The sequence below is a fragment of the Streptomyces sp. NPDC051133 genome, from assembly GCF_040682635.1.
Lineage (GTDB): Bacteria > Actinomycetota > Actinomycetes > Streptomycetales > Streptomycetaceae > Streptomyces.
This window is the reverse complement of sequence record NZ_JBFBBK010000026.1, coordinates 1-16,467: the sequence shown is the minus strand read 5'-3', so window position 1 is coordinate 16,467 and position 16,467 is coordinate 1. Positions and strand designations below refer to the sequence as shown.

16 protein-coding genes and 1 riboswitch are annotated in these 16,467 nt (G+C 70.5%); of the genes, 7 read left to right on the top strand and 9 right to left on the bottom strand.

Annotated features, from left to right (window positions below; translation table 11 throughout):
• The first annotated feature begins 20 nt into the window (after window positions 1-20).
• The 6 genes from AB0N17_RS25630 to AB0N17_RS25605 all read left to right on the top strand — a co-directional run bounded on the left by AB0N17_RS25630 (window position 21) and on the right by AB0N17_RS25605 (window position 7,071).
• Window positions 21-785, top strand: a complete 765-nt coding sequence (locus AB0N17_RS25630; RefSeq protein ID WP_366013822.1) for a GntR family transcriptional regulator — start codon at window positions 21-23, stop codon at window positions 783-785.
• 123 nt (window positions 786-908) lie between these two features.
• Entirely contained in the window at window positions 909-1,172 is a 264-nt protein-coding gene (locus AB0N17_RS25625) for a DUF3311 domain-containing protein (protein WP_366013821.1), read from the top strand.
• On the top strand, window positions 1,169-2,797 hold the full coding sequence (mctP, locus tag AB0N17_RS25620) for a monocarboxylate uptake permease MctP (RefSeq protein WP_366013820.1): 1,629 nt from the start codon (window positions 1,169-1,171) through the stop codon (window positions 2,795-2,797). The genes AB0N17_RS25625 and mctP overlap by 4 nt, the downstream gene beginning before the upstream one ends.
• Before the next feature lie 88 nt (window positions 2,798-2,885).
• Complete coding sequence (locus AB0N17_RS25615) at window positions 2,886-3,392, top strand: GNAT family N-acetyltransferase (RefSeq protein ID WP_366013819.1); 507 nt, start codon at window positions 2,886-2,888, stop codon at window positions 3,390-3,392.
• 77 nt (window positions 3,393-3,469) lie between these two features.
• A riboswitch (cobalamin riboswitch) is annotated at window positions 3,470-3,547 on the top strand.
• Window positions 3,548-3,697: 150 nt separating this feature from the next.
• Window positions 3,698-6,055: a ribonucleoside-diphosphate reductase subunit alpha gene (locus tag AB0N17_RS25610; RefSeq protein WP_366013818.1), complete on the top strand. Its 2,358-nt coding sequence runs from the start codon at window positions 3,698-3,700 to the stop codon at window positions 6,053-6,055.
• Window positions 6,055-7,071: a ribonucleotide-diphosphate reductase subunit beta gene (locus AB0N17_RS25605; RefSeq protein WP_366013817.1), complete on the top strand. Its 1,017-nt coding sequence runs from the start codon at window positions 6,055-6,057 to the stop codon at window positions 7,069-7,071. The genes AB0N17_RS25610 and AB0N17_RS25605 overlap by 1 nt, the downstream gene beginning before the upstream one ends.
• A gap of 27 nt (window positions 7,072-7,098) precedes the next feature.
• Here the strand turns inward: AB0N17_RS25605 and AB0N17_RS25600 are convergent, their stop codons facing one another.
• Complete coding sequence (locus AB0N17_RS25600; protein ID WP_366013815.1) at window positions 7,099-7,299, bottom strand: hypothetical protein; 201 nt, start codon at window positions 7,297-7,299, stop codon at window positions 7,099-7,101.
• 93 nt (window positions 7,300-7,392) lie between these two features.
• Here AB0N17_RS25600 and AB0N17_RS25595 point away from each other — a divergent pair, with 93 nt between their 5' ends.
• Window positions 7,393-8,355: a helix-turn-helix domain-containing protein gene (locus AB0N17_RS25595; RefSeq protein WP_366013814.1), complete on the top strand. Its 963-nt coding sequence runs from the start codon at window positions 7,393-7,395 to the stop codon at window positions 8,353-8,355.
• Between the two features lie 22 nt (window positions 8,356-8,377).
• Here the strand turns inward: AB0N17_RS25595 and AB0N17_RS25590 are convergent, their stop codons facing one another.
• From AB0N17_RS25590 to sigR, 8 genes are all read right to left on the bottom strand, one after another.
• The gene (locus AB0N17_RS25590; protein ID WP_366013813.1) at window positions 8,378-9,748 is read right to left on the bottom strand and encodes a cytochrome P450; all 1,371 of its coding nucleotides are present in this window, start codon (window positions 9,746-9,748) and stop codon (window positions 8,378-8,380) included.
• On the bottom strand, window positions 9,745-10,830 hold the full coding sequence (gene cyc1 / locus AB0N17_RS25585) for an epi-isozizaene synthase (protein ID WP_366013932.1): 1,086 nt from the start codon (window positions 10,828-10,830) through the stop codon (window positions 9,745-9,747). Before cyc1 ends, AB0N17_RS25590 begins: the two co-directional genes overlap by 4 nt.
• 290 nt (window positions 10,831-11,120) lie before the next feature.
• Window positions 11,121-11,771, bottom strand: a complete 651-nt coding sequence (def, locus tag AB0N17_RS25580; RefSeq protein ID WP_366013811.1) for a peptide deformylase — start codon at window positions 11,769-11,771, stop codon at window positions 11,121-11,123.
• 73 nt (window positions 11,772-11,844) lie between these two features.
• A complete protein-coding gene (locus AB0N17_RS25575) occupies window positions 11,845-12,825 on the bottom strand; it encodes a hypothetical protein (protein WP_366013810.1) in 981 nt (326 codons plus the stop codon).
• Window positions 12,826-12,925: 100 nt separating this feature from the next.
• The gene (locus AB0N17_RS25570; RefSeq protein ID WP_366013809.1) at window positions 12,926-14,218 is read right to left on the bottom strand and encodes a metal-dependent phosphohydrolase; all 1,293 of its coding nucleotides are present in this window, start codon (window positions 14,216-14,218) and stop codon (window positions 12,926-12,928) included.
• Window positions 14,215-15,555: an HD-GYP domain-containing protein gene (locus tag AB0N17_RS25565; protein ID WP_366013808.1), complete on the bottom strand. Its 1,341-nt coding sequence runs from the start codon at window positions 15,553-15,555 to the stop codon at window positions 14,215-14,217. The genes AB0N17_RS25570 and AB0N17_RS25565 overlap by 4 nt, the downstream gene beginning before the upstream one ends.
• A 117-nt stretch (window positions 15,556-15,672) precedes the next feature.
• Complete coding sequence (rsrA, locus tag AB0N17_RS25560) at window positions 15,673-15,975, bottom strand: mycothiol system anti-sigma-R factor (protein ID WP_366013807.1); 303 nt, start codon at window positions 15,973-15,975, stop codon at window positions 15,673-15,675.
• Window positions 15,972-16,467, bottom strand: a 496-nt coding sequence (gene sigR, locus AB0N17_RS25555) for an RNA polymerase sigma factor SigR (protein ID WP_366013806.1), incomplete at its 5' end; no start/stop codon positions are given. The genes sigR and rsrA, both read right to left, overlap by 4 nt.

The following is a 16,467-nucleotide window of genomic DNA, read 5'->3' as shown; positions in this document are numbered from 1 at the left end:
CGGAGCCGGGAAGGCAGAGCATGAGCACCGACGTCAGCAGTGCGGAGAACGAGGCCGGCGCGACCGTCCGTACCGCGCGCGTGCCGAAGTACTACCGCCTGAAGAAGCACCTGCTCGACATGACGGAGACCCAGGCACCCGGCACGGCGGTCCCGCCCGAGCGCACCCTGGCGGCCGAGTTCGACACCTCCCGCACGACCGTCCGCCAGGCCCTCCAGGAGCTGGTGGTGGAGGGCCGGCTGGAGCGGATCCAGGGCAAGGGCACGTTCGTCGCCAAGCCCAAGGTCTCCCAGGCGCTGCAGCTCACCTCCTACACCGAGGACATGCGCGCCCAGGGCCTGGAGCCGACCTCGCAGCTGCTGGACATCGGCTACATCACCGCCGACGACCGGCTCGCCGGGCTGCTCGACATCACCGCGGGCGGCCGGGTGCTGCGCATCGAGCGGCTGCGCATGGCCAACGGTGAGCCGATGGCGATCGAGACGACCCATCTCTCCGCCAAGCGCTTCCCGGCCCTGCGCAGATCGCTGGTGAAGTACACGTCCCTCTACACCGCGCTCGCCGAGGTCTACGACGTCCACCTCGCGGAGGCCGAGGAGACCATCGAGACCTCCCTCGCCACCCCGCGCGAGGCGGGCCTGCTCGGCACCGACGTCGGCCTGCCGATGCTGATGCTCTCCCGGCACTCGCTCGACCACGAGGGCAAGCCGGTGGAGTGGGTGCGGTCCGTGTACCGGGGCGATCGGTACAAGTTCGTGGCGAGGCTCAAGCGCCCGATGGAGTAGGCGGCTTGGCCGTTCGCTGAATCGATATACCGATATGCGGACGAGGTCTTCCGCTGTCGCGACACCGTCACCTAGATTGCCTGCGCATTACACAGGTGATCAGCGAGGGGACGGAGCCGTGGCATGTCCGAAGCACCAGAAGTGAGACCACCGGTCGTGACACCGGTGCGCGTGATCATCGGTCTGTGTCTCGTCGCGCCCTTCGTGGCGATGCTGTGGGTGGGCTCGTACGCGAAGACGGACCCCGCGTTCATCGGGATCCCGTTCTTCTACTGGTACCAGATGCTCTGGGTACTGATCTCCACCGCGCTCACCATGACCGCGTACAAGCTGTGGCAGCACGACCAGCGCGGCCGCGCCTCCCGGAAAGGCGGTGAGGTGAAGTGAAGAACGGCGTCAACGGCGTCGCGCTCGGCGTCTTCATCTTCTTCTTCCTGGCCGTCACGGTCATGGGCTTCCTCGCCGCACGCTGGCGCAGGGCCGAGAACGAGCACTCCCTGGACGAATGGGGCCTGGGCGGAAGGTCGTTCGGGACCTGGATCACCTGGTTCCTGCTCGGCGGCGACCTGTACACCGCGTACACCTTCGTCGCCGTTCCGGCGGCGATCTACGCGGCGGGCGCGTCCGGCTTCTTCGCGGTGCCGTACACGATCCTGGTGTACCCGCTGATCTTCACGTTCCTGCCCCGGCTGTGGTCGGTCTCGCACCGCCACGGATACGTGACGACCTCCGACTTCGTGCGCGGACGGTTCGGCTCGAAGGGCCTGTCGCTGGCGGTGGCCCTCACCGGCATCCTCGCGACGATGCCGTACATCGCCCTCCAACTCGTCGGCATCCAGGCGGTGCTGGACGTGATGGGCGTCGGCGGCGGCGAGAACACCAACTGGTTCGTGAAGGACCTCCCGCTGCTGATCGCCTTCGGCGTCCTGGCGGCCTACACCTACTCCTCGGGCCTGCGCGCCCCCGCCCTGATCGCGTTCGTCAAGGACGCGCTGATCTACATCGTCATCGCGGTGGCGATCATCTACATCCCGATCAAGCTGGGCGGCTTCGACGACATCTTCGCCAAGGCGGGGCAGGCGTTCAGCCAGGTCAACCCGGCCACCGGCAAGCCGCGCGGCGCGCTCGTGCCACCGGAGGCGGGCCAGTGGACGTACGCCACACTGGCTCTGGGCTCCGCGCTGGCCCTGTTCATGTACCCGCACTCGATCACGGCGACCCTGTCCTCCAAGAGCCGTGAGGTGATCCGCCGCAACACCACGATCCTGCCGCTGTACTCCCTGATGCTCGGTCTGCTGGCCCTGCTGGGCTTCATGGCGATCGCGGCGGGCGTGAAGGTCACCAACGGGCAGCTGGCGATCCCGCAGCTGTTCGAGGACATGTTCCCGGACTGGTTCGCGGGCGTGGCCTTCGCCGCCATCGGCATCGGCGCGCTGGTCCCGGCGGCGATCATGTCCATCGCGGCGGCGAACCTGTTCACCCGCAACATCTACAAGGACTTCATCAAGCCGGACGCCACGCCGAAGCAGGAGGCGCAGGTCTCCAAGGTCGTGTCGCTGCTGGTGAAGGTCGGCGCCCTGGTCTTCGTCCTCACCATGGACAAGACGGTCGCCATCAACTTCCAGCTGCTGGGCGGCATCTGGATCCTGCAGACCTTCCCGGCCCTGGTCGGCGGTCTGTTCACCCGCTGGTTCCACCGCTGGGCGCTGCTCGCCGGCTGGGCGGTCGGCATGGTGTACGGCACGGTCGCCGCGTACGGCGTCGCCTCGCCGACGCAGGCGCACTTCGGCGGCTCGGCGAAGGACATCCCGGGCATCGGCGAGATCGGTTACATCGGCCTCACGGCGTTCGTGCTGAACGTCGTGGTGACCGTGGTCCTCACCTTCGTCCTGAAGGCCGTGAAGGCCCCCGAGGGCGTCGACGAGACCAAGCCGGGCGACTACACGGCGGACGCCGGAGACCCGGGGGTCGAGGTGGAGCTCCCGCCCGCGACCGCGGGCGCCGGTCACTAGAGAGCCGTCACGTCACACCGTCACGTCACGGGCCGTCGGAGCGAAATCCGGCGGCCCGTGGGCGTGCCCCTGCGGCAGACTCGGTGCCATGGACATCGTCATCCGCCGGGCCACCGCCGACGACTACGCCCCCCTCGGCGAGATCACCGCGCAGGCCTATCTCCAGGACGGCCTGCTCGACTTCGGCGAGAGCGACGCGTACCTCGGCGAACTGAGGGCCGTGGCCGAGCGGGCGGAGGCCGCGGAGGTCCTCGTGGCCGTCCACGACGGCGGCCTCCTCGGCGGGGTCACCTTCGTGCCGTCCGGCGGCCCCATGGCCGACATAGCCGGCCCCGGGGAGGCCGAGATCCGCATGCTCGCCGTCGGCCGTGCCGCCCGCGGCCAGGGTGCCGGAGAGGCCCTCGTACGGGCCTGCGTGGACCGCGCACGGGCCACCGAGGGCTGCCGGGCCGTCGTCCTGTCGACCCAGCGGACCATGCGCAGCGCCCACCGCATCTACGAACGCCTCGGTTTCGTGCGCACTCCCGAGCGGGACTGGAATCCGCTGCCGCACCTGGACGACATCACTCTGCTCACCTATCAGTTGACGCTCTGAGACCGGCGCGACACAACATCTGGGGGTGACACGACAGCCCGGCACTAGATGTATGCTCATGCTCGCTGTCGCCGCAGGGGAATCCGGTGCGAATCCGGAACTGTCCCGCAACGGTGTACTCGCGTGTTTCCGCACGCCTGTTCAGTCCGAGGACCTGCCCACAGCGCACCCGGCCGTCCGGTCCGGGTGCTCCGATACGTCCGGGCCTCGTGGAGTGGGCCGGTGGACGCGACGCCGTGTGCGCTCGTGGCTGCCCCCTGCCCTCCCCTCCGCAAGGCCCCGTGCCGAGCGAGGGAGAGCCCCACGTGACCATCGCGCCAGCAGACCCGGCGTCAGCCACCGGCCCGGAGTCCGACGGTCCCGGTGCCGCGCTGTTGCGGACCCTGACCGAGCTGACCGCCGACCTGCCCGACGCCGACCCCGGCCGGGTCGCCGCCGCCGCGCTGCGCGGCCGGTCCGCCCGGGCCGACGAGGCGGAGTTGCGCGAGCTGGCCACGGAGGCCGCCGCCGGCCTCATCTCCGAGGACCCCGCCTACTCGCGGCTGGCCGCCCGGCTGCTGACCCTCGCCATCCGGGACGAGGCCGCCTCACAGGGCGTCACGTCCTTCACCGGGTCGGTCGCCGTGGGGCACCGGGAGGGGCTCATCGCCGACCGGACCGCCGCGTTCGTGCGGCTGCACGCCGAGCGGCTCGACGGCCTCGTCGACCGGGCCGCCGACGACCGGTTCGGCTACTTCGGCCTGCGCACGCTGCACAGCCGTTACCTGCTGCGGCACCCGATCACCCGCAGGGTCATCGAGACGCCCCAGCACTTCATGCTGCGGGTGGCGAGCGGTCTCGCCGAGGACGACACGGTCAGGGCGGTCGGCGAAGTCGCCGCGCTCTACGCGCTCATGAGCCGGCTCGACTACCTGCCCTCCTCCCCCACGCTGTTCAACTCCGGCACGCGGCACCCGCAGATGTCGTCCTGCTACCTGCTCGACTCCCCGCTGGACGAGCTGGACTCCATCTACGACCGCTACCACCAGGTGGCCCGGCTCTCGAAGCACGCCGGCGGCATCGGGCTGTCGTACTCCCGGATCCGCAGCCGCGGTTCGCTGATCCGCGGCACCAACGGGCACTCCAACGGCATCGTGCCGTTCCTGAAGACCCTGGACGCCTCGGTGGCCGCCGTGAACCAGGGCGGCCGGCGCAAGGGCGCGGCCGCGGTGTACCTGGAGACCTGGCACTCCGACATCGAGGAGTTCCTGGAGCTGCGCGACAACACCGGTGAGGACGCCCGCCGTACGCACAACCTGAACCTCGCGCACTGGATCCCGGACGAGTTCATGCGCCGGGTCGACGCCGACGGGCCGTGGTCGCTGTTCTCCCCGGCGGACGTGCCGGAGCTGGTGGACCTGTGGGGCGAGGAGTTCGACGCCGCCTACCGGGAGGCGGAGCGCAAGGGGCTCGCGAAGAAGACCCTTCCGGCCCGTGAGCTGTACGGCCGGATGATGCGCACCCTCGCGCAGACCGGCAACGGCTGGATGACCTTCAAGGACGCCGCCAACCGGACGGCGAACCAGACGGCGGTCCCCGGCCACGTCGTCCACTCCTCCAACCTCTGCACGGAGATCCTGGAGGTCACCGACGACGGCGAGACGGCGGTCTGCAACCTGGGCTCCGTCAACCTGGGCGCCTTCGTCGACACGGCGACCGGTGACATCGACTGGAAGCGGCTGGACGAGACGGTCCGCACCGCCGTCACCTTCCTCGACCGGGTCGTGGACATCAACTTCTACCCGACCGAGCAGGCGGGACGGTCGAACGCCAAGTGGCGGCCCGTCGGCCTCGGCGCGATGGGTCTGCAGGACGTCTTCTTCAAGCTGCGCCTGCCCTTCGACTCGCCGGAGGCCAGGGCCCTGTCCACGCGGATCGCCGAGCGGATCATGCTCGCCGCGTACGAGGCGTCGGCCGACCTGGCCGAGCGCAACGGCCCGCTGCCGGCCTGGGAGAAGACCCGTACGGCCCGGGGTGTGCTGCACCCCGACCACTACGACGCCGAGCTGACCTGGCCGGAGCGCTGGGCGGCGCTGCGGAGCCGGATCGCGTCCGTCGGCCTGCGCAACTCGCTGCTCCTCGCCATCGCCCCGACGGCCACCATCGCCTCCATCGCGGGCGTGTACGAGTGCATCGAGCCGCAGGTGTCGAACCTGTTCAAGCGCGAGACGCTGTCCGGCGAGTTCCTCCAGGTCAACTCCTACCTGGTGCGGGACCTCAAGGAGCTGGGCGTCTGGGACGCGCGCACCCGTGAGGCGCTGCGCGACGCCAACGGCTCGGTGCAGGACTTCGCCTGGATCCCCGAGGAGGTGCGGAAGCTGTACCGCACGGCGTGGGAGATCCCGCAGCGCGGCCTGATCGACATGGCGGCGGCCCGCACCCCGTTCCTGGACCAGGCGCAGTCCCTGAACCTGTTCCTGGAGACGCCGACGATCGGCAAGCTCTCCTCGATGTACGCGTACGCCTGGAAGTCCGGGCTCAAGACGACGTACTACCTGCGTTCGCGTCCGGCGACGCGCATCGCCCGCGCCGCCCGGGCCACCGTCCCCGTACAGGCCACCCCGGACCCCGAGGCGGTCGCCTGCTCCCTGGAAAACCCCGAGTCCTGCGAGGCCTGCCAGTAATGACCACCCACCGCAACCAGAACCTGCTCGACCCGGGCTTCGAACTCACCCTCCGCCCGATGCGCTACCCGGACTTCTACGAGCGCTACCGGGACGCGATCAAGAACACCTGGACCGTGGAGGAGGTCGACCTCCACTCGGACGTCGCCGATCTCGCGAAGCTGACACCGGCCGAGCAGCACCTGATCGGCCGCCTGGTGGCGTTCTTCGCCACGGGCGATTCGATCGTCGCGAACAACCTGGTGCTGACGCTGTACAAGCACATCAACTCCCCGGAGGCGCGCCTGTACCTGTCGCGCCAGCTCTTCGAGGAGGCCGTGCACGTCCAGTTCTATCTGACCCTGCTGGACACCTACCTCCCCGACCCGGACGACCGCGCGGCGGCCTTCGCGGCCGTCGAGAACATCCCGTCCATCCGCGAGAAGGCCGCGTTCTGCTTCACGTGGATGGACTCGGTCGAGAAGCTGGACCGTCTGGAGTCGCAGGCCGACCGCCGCCGCTTCCTGCTCAACCTCATCTGCTTCGCCGCGTGCATCGAGGGGCTCTTCTTCTACGGCGCCTTCGCGTACGTCTACTGGTTCCGCAGCCGGGGTCTGCTGCACGGCCTGGCGACCGGCACCAACTGGGTGTTCCGCGACGAGACGATGCACATGTCCTTCGCCTTCGACGTGGTCGACACCGTCCGCAAGGAGGAGCCGGAGCTGTTCGACGACGAACTCCGGCAGCAGGTCACCGACATGCTGGCGGAGGCCGTCGAGGCCGAGCTGCAGTTCGCGCGCGACCTGTGCGGTGACGGCCTGCCGGGCATGAACACCGAGTCGATGCGGCAGTACCTGGAGTGCGTCGCCGACCAGCGCCTCACCCGCCTTGGCTTCGCCCCGGTCTACGGCTCCGGGAACCCCTTCTCCTTCATGGAGCTGCAGGGCGTCCAGGAGCTGACGAACTTCTTCGAGCGCCGCCCGTCGGCGTACCAGGTCGCGGTGGAGGGCACCGTCGACCTGGACGAGGACTTCTGAGTTCGCCGGCGTCGCCCCTGCGCCCGGTCACCGGGCGTAGTGGGTGGCGCCCTGACGGCTGCGGGGCTGGTTCGTCCCCTGCGACGCCCGTTCCCGCTGTGCCTTGCTGATCTGGTGGTCGATGATCCTTTCGTGCATCAGGCCGATCACCGCCGGGAGCACCAGGAGACCCAGGATCCCGATCACGGCGATCATTCCGAGCAGTCCTTCTGTCTGTGCGGTAGTCATAGACACCACTGTCGCGCCGAATGCTGCTTACCGTGAGTGGCAGGACTGCCGTACATCTTCAAATTACTGCCACTGCCGAGGCACACTGGGAGCATGCTGCAGAACGTGGTCGCCGTGCTCCTGGACGGCGTGAACCCCTTCGAGCTGGCCGTCGTCTGCGAGGTCTTCGGCACCGACCGCAGTGACGAGGGTCTGCCGGTGTACGACTTCGCCGTCGCCTCGGCCGAGGGGCCGGTGCTGCGCGCCAACGCGGGGTTCACCCTGCAGGTCGAGCACGGCCTGGAGCGTCTGGAGTCGGCCGACCTGATCGCCGTGCCGGCCGGGTCCCGCTACGACGCGCGCCCGTTCCCGCCCGAGTTGCTGGACGCTCTGCGCCGCGGTGTGGACCGCGGCGCGCGGGTGCTCAGCGTCTGCTCGGGCGTCTTCGTGCTCGCCGCGGCCGGGCTGCTGGACGGCCGGCGCTGCGCCGTGCACTGGCACCACGCGGAGGAGCTGGCCCGCCGGCATCCGCGGCTGACCGTCGAGCCGGACGTGCTGTACGTGGACGAGGACCCGGTGATCACCTCCGCCGGCACCGCCGCCGGCATCGACGCCTGTCTGCACCTCGTCCGCAAGGAACAGGGGCCGGAGGTCGCCAACAAGATCGCCCGGCGGATGGTGGTGCCGCCGCACCGGGACGGCGGACAGGCCCAGTACATCGAGCGGCCGCTGCCGAAGGCCCCGTGCGACACCGTCGGCGAGGTGCTGGCGTGGATGGAGGCGCACCTCGACCAGGAGGTGACCGTCGAACAGCTCGCCGCCCGCGCCCGCATGGCGCCGCGCACCTTCGCCCGCCGCTTCCAGCAGGAGACCGGCACCACTCCCTACCGGTGGATCCTGCGCCAACGGGTTCTGCGTGCCCAGGAGTTGCTGGAAGGGACGGACGAGACCATGGACGCGATCGCCTGGCGCACCGGATTCGGGACGGCGGCGGCGCTGCGGCACCAGTTCGTCCGGGCGCTCGGGACGACCCCGAACGCCTACCGGCGCGCGTTCCGGGGCCCGAAGGCCGCCTGAGCGCGCGCCGGTATCAGGGGCCCTACCAGGGCATCGGCTTCAGCCGCAGGTCGTGCGGGCGCAGGGTGATGCCCACGCGAGTGGTGTCGTTCGAGCCGGGGACCTGCTCGAAGCGGTACTTCGCCGAGATCGCCGCCGTGATCAGGGACAGCTGGGTCATCGAGAAGTGGTCGCTGGGGCACTTCCGGTTACCCGTGCTGAACGGACTCATCGCGTGCTTCGGCACCTCCTTGGCCCGCTCCGGCAGCCAGCGGTCGGGATCGAAGTCGAGGTGGTGGTCGTAGGAGCGGGCGTCGCGCTGGATCGCGTAGGGGCTGTAGACGATGTCCGCCCCGGCCGGAATGCGATAGCCACCGAGTGCGGTGTCGGTCACCGCCCGCCGCGTCAGAATCCATACGGCGGGCCTGAGCCGCATGGCCTCGACGACGACATTGTTGGTGTGCCTGAGTGAGCGAACGTGGGCGAATGCGACCGGCGCGCCGCCCGTCACGGATTCGACCTCGGTCCGTACCTTCTCGGCGTGTTCCGGATGTTCCGCCAGGACCTGGAGGAGCCACATGATCGTGGACGCGACAGTTTCGCTGCCGGGGGTGAGTATCGCGACGACCTGGTCGTGGATCTCCTGTTCCCCGATGGGCTCGCCATTGTCGTCCTTCGCCTCCAGCAATGCCGTCAGCAAATCGTCCGGCTTTTGACCAGATGCCCTCCGCTCGGCGATGATCTCGTCGACCAGGAGATGCAAATCGGCCAGCGCCCGGTTAAATTCGCGGTTGGCCGGAAACGGCAGCCGGTACAGCGGCCCGAGCGGGATCACCATCCGCCGGTACATGCCGCGGAAGACGGTGGCGAGGTCGGTGCTGAGCCGCTCGGCGCGCTCGTCCATGTACTCGCCGCGCAGCAGGCAGCGGGCGGCGATGCGAACGGCGACCCGGAAGGACTCGGAGGTGCAGTCGATGGTCTGCCCGGGCTGCCAGCGCTCGGTCAGCGCGTGCGCCTCCTCCTCCATGACCGGCCCGTAGTCGGGTATCGCGTCCAGCCGGAACGCGGGCTGGATGGTGCGCCGCTGGCGGCGGTGCCGGGGGCCGTTGGCGGTGGCCACGCCCTCCTTGCCGAGCAGCCCCTCCAGGGACTCCCAGAGCGGGCCGTCGATCTTGAAGTCGGGGCTGAGGGCGAGCGCTCCGGTGAGCGCCGGCGTGGTGACGGCGTACACCGTCTTGGGGCCGAGCCTGAGGCGTACGACGTCGCCGTGGTCGCGCAGCCGCGCCATGAAGGCGAGCGGGTCACGGACCAGTTTCAGGCCGTGCCCGAGGCCCGGTACGGCGCCGCCGGCCAGGGGCGGCTCCCGCAGCTCCGTCGCCTCGGAGGTCAGGGGTTTCACGGACTCGACGGTCATTTCTCACCAGCCGCTTCGTTGTTGACGTACGGGGGCGTGGACCGGTCGTCCCAGCTGTCGACCATGTACCGGCCGGACTCGTGGTGGAACCAGTAGACGGAGCTGAACCAGTTGCGCATATTGCCGACGCAGGACCGGACGGCGGCGCTCAATTCCTTGCCGCGGACCGTTCCGTCGTCGATGTCGTCGGCGAACCGGAGGGCGTCACGCTCGGCGTCGAGGAATTCGGTGATGCATTCCTCGACCCGCCGCCTCATTTCGTCGACCGCTTCCTCGAGTGTCAGTCCCTCATGGGTGACGAGACTGATTCCGAGATTGTGCACCTCGTCGCCCGCTATTTCCTTGGGAAGCGAGCACAGGTCGTTGTACCAGGCGGCGAATTCCTGGCTCAGCAGCGCAGCCCGGCGATAGACGGGTTTTTTCCGTACGGCGTCCGGCAGTTCACAGCCGGCGCTCGGTTCGAGCAGGTCCGTCCATATCCGGTGCGCGAAGGTCCGACGGCGCAGGGCGAGGTATTCCTCGACGCCGGGCACATATCCTTCGGTGCGGTTGCGGAACTCGCGGTCGTAGGCCTCGATCACCGCGTGGAAGTGCCGGGCGAACCGCTGGTTCCAGGTGCGCGGCAGGAAGCCGTACAGCCGCAGCACGCTGTCGGCGAAGCCCGCTACCAGCGGGTCCGGGTGGTCCAGATGGTGCCTCGGTGCGTCGAGCGCCGCGTGCAGGCGGTACCTGAGGCGGCGCCAGTCGCCCGGCCGGCCGTGGACGATGTCGCGGTCGTGGCGGTCGTCCCAGACGAAGAACCACGCACTGTAGTCGGCTATGGCCTGCAGGACCTCGTCGGGCGCTCCCAGGTAGTAGCCCGCCATGAGGTCCGTGTAGCACAGTCCATCGGCATATTCCTGCACCTTGTCCGCCGGCATCAGCCGCTTTTCGAGCAGCCAGCGCCGTGTCTTCTCCTGGAGCCGCGGCCAATACGGATGCAGCTGCCGGGGAAAGGCGGACTCGATCACCGGCAGAGCCAGTGAGGGTGGTACTACGACCGCCGCCGGCGTCGCCGTGGTGCTGTGTGGGAAAGCTTGCACAGAACAAACCCCTCTCAGCCGCCAGGAGCGCACACCCCTCGGGTTGTGCCGGGCGTGCGCCGTTGCGTATCCCCGGCATCCATTCAGCACCACAACTGACCGCTCTGGGAACGGATTTGCTTCACTCACTACCCCAAGGTGCCGAGAATCCCCCCTCGCGTGACTGATTAGGGATCACAACCACCGCAGAAGGGATCGGTTGTACGACGCACGGACGAACGATCCCGAACACGACGAAGGCGCCCGGCCGGGGACTGTCCCGGTCGGGCGCCTGGGCGGCCCGGAGGCCTCTAGTCGTTGGCGACCACGGGGTAGCGTGGCTCGTTCTCGGCCATCTGCCGCAGCGCGTCCTTGCGGTCCCGCTTCGACAGCCGGTCGATGTACAGGTAGCCGTAGAGGTGGTCGGTCTCGTGCTGCAAACACCGTGCGAAGTAGCCGGTGCCGCGCACCTTGATCGGGTTGCCCTTCTCGTCCTGGCCGGTCACCTCGGCGTAGTCGGGGCGCGCGAGCGGGGCGTACGCCGTCGGCACCGACAGGCAGCCCTCGTTGCTGTCGTCGAGCCGGCGCCGGTCGGCGGGCAGCTCCACCAGCTTCGGGTTGCACACCACGCCGGTGTGCCGCACGCCCTCGTCGTCCGGGCAGTCGTAGACGAAGACCTTCAGGTCGACGCCGATCTGGTTGGCGGCCAGACCCACGCCCTCGGCGGTGCGCTGGCTGGCGAACATGTCGGCGACCAGCTGCTGGAACTCCTCGCCGAACTCGGTGACGTCCTTGCACTCCTTGTGCAGCACCGGATTGCCGACGACCGTGATCGGCCGCGAGGTGCCACGCTCACGCCAGGCGGTCTCCCGCTCCTCGCAGTCCTCCGTGTCCACGACGTACCCCTCGTCGTCGACGGGGAGCACGCCCGCGTGCTGCTGATCGGTGTCCTGCTGGGCCATGACCGACGTACGCCTTCCTGCAAGCCTGGAAAATTCTGCGAGTACAGCCTAAAGGCGGCAGGTCACCGCCTGCTCAGCAAACCTCTTCCAGATCCCGCCAGTCCCGGGAGTCCGGACTGTCCGCGACCCACCCGTCCAGCAGCCCCCGGACCAGCGAGGCCGGCGCGGCCAGGCCGCACTCCCGCTCCGGTACCCACAGCTGTCCGTCGGTGCGGTGACCGAGCGGGCCGGGGTGCCCCGGTTCGCTGTGGTCGTGCGGGTCCAGATGCACGCCCTCGCCCTCGTCGGACGGCATGCGCGACTCGGAGCACATCCGGCACAGCAGCCGCACCGAGGACGACCAGTCCTCCGCCGCGAACCCCGCGTCGGCGGCCAGCTGCTCCAGCGCGTCCCGGTCCGCCTCCGTGGCCGCCTCCAGCAGGACCACCCAGGTGGGGACGGGGGACGGCGCCCACAGCTCGATCTCGTCGAAGACCGGATAGGCGTGCCCGGCGGAGGTGGTGCGCTCGCCGTGCGGGACGCCGTCGTGCAGCACGACCTCGCCCCAGCGCCGCCCGGACGACGGCAGCGGGATGGACAGCACCTCGATCCGCGCCGGGTCCAGCCGGCGGCCCCACACGACCTCGGCCTCGCCCTCCGGGGAGAGCCGTACGGCCGCGCTGCCCAGCTCCATGCCGAGCGGCTCCCCGGAGACGGCGGCACCGCCGGGCACCTTCAGCCCGTAGGCCTGCCAGGCGCGGCGGGCCAGCGGCCAGTCCTGCAGGGCGGTGGCGGCGATGCCGACGTTCCACCAGTCGGGCGCGCCGGTCTCGCGGTCCAGCAGGGCGACCGCCCGGAGCCCGGCCGCGCGGGCCTGCTCCCAGTCGTGCCGGAACTTGTGCAGCAGGGCGAGGTTGAACCAGGATTCCGACATCCAGGGCTCGAGGTCGGCGGCGCGTGTCAACAGTTCGCCCGCGTCCTCGTACCGGCCGTCGCCGATGAGCGTGAACGCGCGGTCCGTGGCCTGCCGCCAGGAGGCGGAGGGCCGGTGCCGTCCCTTGCCGAAGATCCTCACGATTCCCGCCTGCCAGTTCCAGTTCCGCTCAGTGGGCTGGCTTCTGCCCCCGGACACCCTCTCCCTCGCATCCAACCACGTACGGTGGGAAAGGCGCTCATTACCCATGGGTTACCCAGCCGGGTGCGGGGTCAGACAGTGCCGTCCGTCTCCCGTCGCCCTCCACCGGCGCGGTCTCCCGCCACGCGCGGGGCTGGGCGAGCACCCGGGCGAGCGACTCCACCACCTCGGGAGCGTAGTCGCCGGCGGTGCCCAGGCGCAGCTCCTCCAGCGCCCGCAGGGGCCCGTCGGGGCCGCCGTCCCGGGTCCTCTCCACGTAGGCGTTCACGGCCCGGACGACGCGGGCGGCGAGGGGCTGCTCCGGGTAGGGGTCGGCCTGCCGCTCCACGACGACGGCGACCGCCGCGTCCACCCCGGTCTGCCGGACCACGGCCCCGCCGAGCAGGGCGATGCGCCGCTGTTCCGCCACCGGCAGCCCGGCGGTGGCGCCGGCGGGCACCGGGTCGACCAGGCTGAGCTGGCCGATGTCGTGCATGAGGGCCGCGTACTCCAGCACGCTCAGCTCCGGCCCGGACAGGCCGAGGTCGCGGCCCACGGCCACGCTCAGCGCGGCGACCCGGCGGGCGTGCCCGGCGGGGGTGTAGCCGGCGACCTCGGTGGCGCGGGCGAGGGAGGCGATGGTCTGCCGGTAGGTGGCCCGGACGGCCGCGTACCGGCGCAGGGAGAGCTGGGTGAGCAGCAGGGGCAGGCAGAACACGGGCAGTGCCCACAGTCCGGCGACGGCGACCCCGAGCGCCATCACCACGCCGGTCGCGCACACGGCGGAGCCGATGCCGAGCAGTCCGCGCAGCTCCTCCCGCAGACGCGGGCCGAACGGCCAGCGGGTGCGGAAGTGGGCGAGGGCCGCGGCGAGGACGGCGTCGCAGAGGGCGGTGAGGCCGAGCAGGGTGACGAGCAGGAGGGCGTAGGCCGGGCCGCTCCAGGAGGTGAACACGCCCCGGTTGTAGAGGGGTTGGAAGCAGACGGCGGCGAAGCCGACGGTGAGGACGCGGCGCGCCAGATGGTCGAGGGTGGGGCTCTTGCCGCACCAGATGTGCGGGACGCCGCCGAGCAGGGATGCGGCGAGGACGATCGTGACGACCTGTGTGGCGCCGTGTCCGCTGGGCTGCCCCGCGACGGCTCCGAGCAGGGCGTAGGAGAGGGATCCGGCGGTGCCGAGCGGTGCGGCCTGCCGTGCCCGGGCGCCGGTCCACCGGGTCAGCTCGCCGACGGCTATGAGCACCCCGAAGGCGAGCGCGACGCCCCGGTCCGCCATGCCCGTCCACAGGATGTCGCCGAGGCAGACGGCGGCGGTGAGAGCGGCGGCGCCGTGGATGAGGCGCAGCGCGGTCATCGGGGGGCTCCGGGGCGGCTGGGGACCGGTGCCCGGGGCGCGGTGCCGTGCGGCGGCTCGTCGGCGGTGACCGTGGGGTGCCAGCCGTACCGGGCGAGGGCGCGGGCGAGCGCGGTGACCATACGGGGGTCGAACTGGGCCCCGGCGCAGCGCTCCAGCTCGGCGACGGCCGCCTCGACCGGCCGGGCCCGGCTGTAGGAGCGGGTGGAGGTCATGGCGTCGAACGCGTCGGCGACGGCGACGACCCGGGCGGACTCGGGGATCTGGGTGCCGACCAGGCCGTACGGGTAGCCGCTGCCGTCGAGCCGTTCGTGATGGTGCAGGATCGCGGCGCGGGCCTCGCCGAGGAAGGAGATCCCGCGGACCATCTCGTGGCCGTACTCGGGGTGCAGCTCGATGATCCGCCGTTCCTCGGGGGTGAGCGGGCCGTCCTTGCGCAGCAGCCGGGTGGGGACGCCCAGCTTGCCGACGTCGTGCAGGATGCCGGCGAAGCGGAGCACCTCGACGCGTTCGTCGTCCATGCCGAGTTCGCGGGCGATCAGCACGGAGGCCTGGCCGACGCGTTCGCTGTGGCCGCGGGTGTAGCCGTCCTTGATGTCGACGGCCTGTACGAGGGCGCGGATGGTGGCCTGGTGGGCGGCGCGCTCCCGGTGGTACTGGGCGAAGATCCAGCACGAGACGCACATCGGCAGCAGGACGAGCAGCGCGGCGACGGGACCGTACCGGCTGCGCCACAGCACGGCCATCATCAGCCCGGCGAGTCCGTGCACCGCGACCGGCGCGAGCGAGCGGGACAGCAGCCCGCGCCAGGCCCGGCGCACGGGCGCGCTCCCCCACTGCCTCAGGGGCGTGGAGGGTGCCCCCACGGTGAGGGCGAGGATGCCGCCGTCGAGGACGGTGAGCACCACGCAGAAGGCGAGCACGGCCGCGCCGGCGGGCAGCAGGGCGTAGGGGAAGTCGCAGCCGACGACGGCGTCCCGGCCGCCGAGCGACCAGTGCACCTCGGCGGCGCTCCACACGGCGAGCGCGGGCCGCGCGGCCCGCCACACGCGCCGCAGCGCCGCGGGCCGCTGCCCGACCGGGGTGAGCAGGGCCGCGGGCAGCGGGACGAGAGCGGCGGCCGGCGGGGGCAGCAGGAACGCACCGGCGAGCAGGACGGGGTAGAAGGTGCCGCCGAAGCGGCGGCGCACGACGTGCTCGCAGCCGGCGTAGACCGCGGCGAGCAGGAGAACCACCCACCAGGGGGTGCGGACCGCCGGCACCCGCAGCAGACAGCTCACGGCCAGCAGGGCGGCGCAGGCCACCCAGCCGCGTGCCCTCGCCGGTACCGCCTCCATCGCGCGCCCCTCCCCGACCGTGCCTGTGCAGGCTCGGAGCCTAGGACGGGTCAGGGGGTTGCGGGACTGATGACCTGAGGATTAGCACGTTCGGGTGATGGCCGGGGCCGGCGGTGCTCAGCCCTCCTGGGCGGTCGCCGTCACGTCGTGCTCCGGCACGGTCTGGCCGGAGCGGATCAGGTCGATCCGCCCCATGACCTTGGCGCGCAGGTCGGCGGGCACGTCGTCATGGCCGCAGCACCGCTTGACCAGCTTCTTCACGGCCTGCTCCAGGCCGTACTTCTCCAGGCACGGCGAGCATTCCTCGAAGTGGTGCTGGAACTTGTCGCGATCGACGTCCGGCATCTCGCTGTCGAGGAACTCGTACAGATGGTCGAGGACCTCACTGCAGTCCGTCTCGTGCGGGTCTCCGCAGCTCATGAGCCCGAACCTTTCGCTTCGTTCGACTCTCCGGCGCCCGCCGGGACCAGTCCGCGCTCACGCGCGTAGTCCTCCAGCATGCCGCGCAGTTGACGGCGGCCCCGGTGCAGCCGGGACATCACCGTACCGATGGGTGTCCCCATGATGTCCGCGATCTCCTTGTAGGCAAAGCCCTCGACATCCGCCAGATAGACGGCGATGCGGAACTCCTCGGGGATCGCCTGCAGCGCTTCCTTCACGTCCGAGTCGGGCAGGTGGTCGAGCGCCTGCGACTCGGCGGAGCGCAGACCCGTCGACATGTGCGACTCGGCGCGGGCGAGCTGCCAGTCCTCGATCTCCTCCGCCGCGGAGCGCTGCGGCTCCCGCTGCTTCTTGCGGTAGGAGTTGATGAAGGTGTTGGTGAGGATCCGGTACAGCCACGCCTTGAGGTTGGTGCCCTCACGGAACTGGTGGAAGGACGCGTAGGCCTTGGCGTACGTCTCCTGCACCAGG